Annotated in this window: 1 protein-coding gene; it reads left to right on the forward strand. The window is 68.4% G+C overall.

Annotation, left to right across the window (positions count from 1 at the left end; translation table 11 throughout):
- The first annotated feature begins 414 nt into the window (after positions 1-414).
- Positions 415-2844 (forward strand): sodium-translocating pyrophosphatase, encoded by a 2430-nt coding sequence (locus E1200_RS32270; RefSeq protein WP_131956303.1) that lies wholly within the window; start codon positions 415-417, stop codon positions 2842-2844.
- Positions 2845-3122 lie beyond the last annotated feature (278 nt).

Genomic DNA, 3122 nt, shown 5'->3' on the forward strand with positions numbered 1-3122 from the left:
GGGGAGAAGGGTGTGGGAGACTCTCCCGGATGATCTCGGAGTAGGGCGATTTGGGCCTAGACAAAATTCGTGTTAATGCCTAGCTTTAACACCGACGCCGTTGCTCTCGCCGAGGCGCCCGAGTTGTGCTGTGCACGTCAAGGTGCCGGTTGGGTGATAGTGAGCTAACCGGGTCTGACCTGGGGAAATGCCCCCTGCTCCGGGATAAGGGTCAAATTCCGGGCGTATCTTTCATTGCATTTTGGCGACATCCGCTTCAAGGGCCCTGCGGCCTTAACATTCGACCTACGCCTGCGTAGACTCCCGGAACCCGCGCTGCCGTGCGAGGCGTTCGAAATCATGACTCGCGGGGTACGCGGTAAAGATCGTCTTTATGGCGATCGTGATCGCTACACCCCTTGTCGAGGAGGACGGATGTCTGGGCTTTCCCTGTCAAGCCCGGTCAGCGCAGACGTGGATCTCGGCGGCGGCGACCTCTCATTGGTCGTCGTCGTAGCCGTGATCGCACTGTTGGCACTGGCCGTCGCCGCGGGTCTCGTACGCGATGTCCTGGCCGCTGGCCAGGGCACCGACAAGATGCAGGAGATCTCGCGGGCCGTTCAGGTCGGAGCGAGCGCCTACCTGAAACGCCAGTTCCGCACGGTCGCGGTCTTCGTGGTCCTGATCCCGCTCGTCCTGCTCCTGCTTCCCGCCGAGTCCACCGGGGAACGCATCGGACGGTCGGTCTTCTTCGTCATCGGCGCGCTGTTCTCGGCCGTCACCGGGTTCGTCGGCATGTGGCTGGCGGTCCGGGGCAACGTCCGGGTCGCCGCGGCCGCCCGCGAGGCGAACGGTGAGAAGACGGCGATGCGGATCGCGTTCCGCACCGGCGGTGTCGCCGGCATGTTCACCGTCGGGCTCGGCCTGTTCGGCGCCGCGATCGTCGTCCTGGCGTACAAGGGCGATGCGCCGAAGGTGCTGGAGGGCTTCGGGTTCGGTGCCGCGCTGCTCGCCATGTTCATGCGGGTCGGCGGCGGGATCTTCACCAAGGCCGCCGACGTCGGCGCCGACCTGGTCGGCAAGGTCGAGCAGGGCATCCCCGAGGACGACCCCCGCAACGCGGCGACGATCGCCGACAACGTGGGCGACAACGTCGGCGACTGCGCCGGCATGGCCGCCGACCTGTTCGAGTCGTACGCGGTCATGCTCGTCGCGGCGCTCATCCTCGGTACCGCCGCGTTCGGCACCGAGGGCCTGGTGTTCCCGCTGATCGTGCCGATGATCGGTGTGATCACCGCGGTGATCGGCATCTTCGCGGTGACGCCGCGGGCCGGCGACCGGTCCGGCATGACGGCGATCAACCGGGGCTTCTTCATCTCGGCGGCGATCTCGGCGATCCTCGTCGCGATCGCCGCGTTCGTGTACCTGCCCGCGTCGTTCGCTGACCTGAACGGCGTCACCGACCCCGCCATCCAGGCGCTGGACGCCGACCCGCGCTGGGTGGCGCTCGGCGCGGTCCTCATCGGCATCGTGCTCGCCAGCGCGATCCAGCTGCTCACCGGCTACTTCACCGAGACGAACCGCAAGCCCGTCCAGGAGGTCACCGGAAGCGCCCGGACGGGCCCGGCGACCGTCATCCTGTCCGGCATCTCGCTCGGCCTGGAGTCGGCGGTCTACACGGCCCTCGTCATCTGCGGCGCGGTGTACGGGGCGTTCCTGCTCGGCTTCGGCAACACCACCGTCGCGCTGTTCGCGGTGGCGATGGCCGGTACCGGCCTCCTGACGACCGTCGGCGTGATCGTCTCGATGGACACGTTCGGGCCCGTCTCCGACAACGCCCAGGGCATCGCCGAGATGTCCGGGGACGTGCAGGGCGAGGGCGCGGCCATCCTGGAGCGGCTGGACGCGGTCGGCAACACCACCAAGGCCATCACCAAGGGCATCGCGATCGCGACGGCGGTGCTCGCCGCGACCGCGCTGTTCGGCTCGTTCCGGACGACGGTGATCTCGGCGCTGAACGACGCGTCCGACGAGGCCAAGGACGCGCTCGGCGGGTTCAGCCAGTTCAACCTGTCGATCGACAACCCGAACGTCCTGATCGGACTGATCATCGGTGCGGCCGTGGTGTTCATGTTCTCCGGCCTCGCCATCATGGCGGTCGGCCGCGCGGCCGGACGGGTCGTGGTCGAGGTGCGCGAGCAGTTCCGCACCAAGCCCGGGATCATGGACTACACCGAGAAGCCCGACTACGACCGGGTCGTGGACATCTGCACCCGGGACGCGCAGCGCGAGCTCGCCACCCCCGGACTGCTGGCGATCATGACGCCGATCGCGGTCGGCTTCGCGCTCGGGTACGCGCCGCTCGGCGCCTACCTGGGCGGTGCGATCGCGGCGGGCGTGCTGATGGCGGTGTTCCTCGCCAACTCCGGCGGCGCCTGGGACAACGCCAAGAAGCTCGTCGAGGAGGGCCAGCTCGGCGGCAAGGGCGGCGACGCGCACGAGGCCACGATCATCGGTGACACGGTCGGTGACCCGTTCAAGGACACCGCCGGTCCTGCGATCAACCCGCTGATCAAGGTGATGAACCTGGTCGCGCTGCTGATCGCGCCCGCGGTCGTGACGTACGCGGGCAACACCCTGCTGCGCGTCGTGGTGACCGTGCTGTCCGTCGGGATCGTGGTGGCCGCCATCGTGATCTCGAAGCGGCGCGCCGACCCGATCGCCGACCCGGCCATCGAGGGCGGCGCCCCCGGCCCGGCCGCCACGGAGGGCGGCACGGCCGACGCCGTCGAGGGCGGTACCCCGGAGGAGGCGGCGGTCGGCGCCGACTCCGCCAAGGACGAGTCGTCCAGCAAGAAGAACTGACCGGTTAGCACGCGAGGGACCGGCGATGAGTCGCCGGTCCCTCCGCATGTCGGGGTTCGTGCATGGAACACCTGTAATCGGTCATACGCTGTACGGGCCGGTCAGGCGAAACGAACTCGGGAGGCGTTGTGGCGAGCGGCGACGGTAAGTCGACGATGTCGGGTGCCAAGGGCTTCGCCCTCGTGATCGGCGGCATGCTAGGCGTCATCCTCCTGCTGTGGGCCCTAGCGGCTCTAGTCGCGCCGTAAGCCCCCCGCGACCGTGGCCCCCACCGGCAC

The sequence above is a fragment of the Actinomadura sp. GC306 genome, assembly GCF_004348665.1.
In the GTDB taxonomy this organism is placed as follows: Bacteria; Actinomycetota; Actinomycetes; order Streptosporangiales; family Streptosporangiaceae; genus Spirillospora.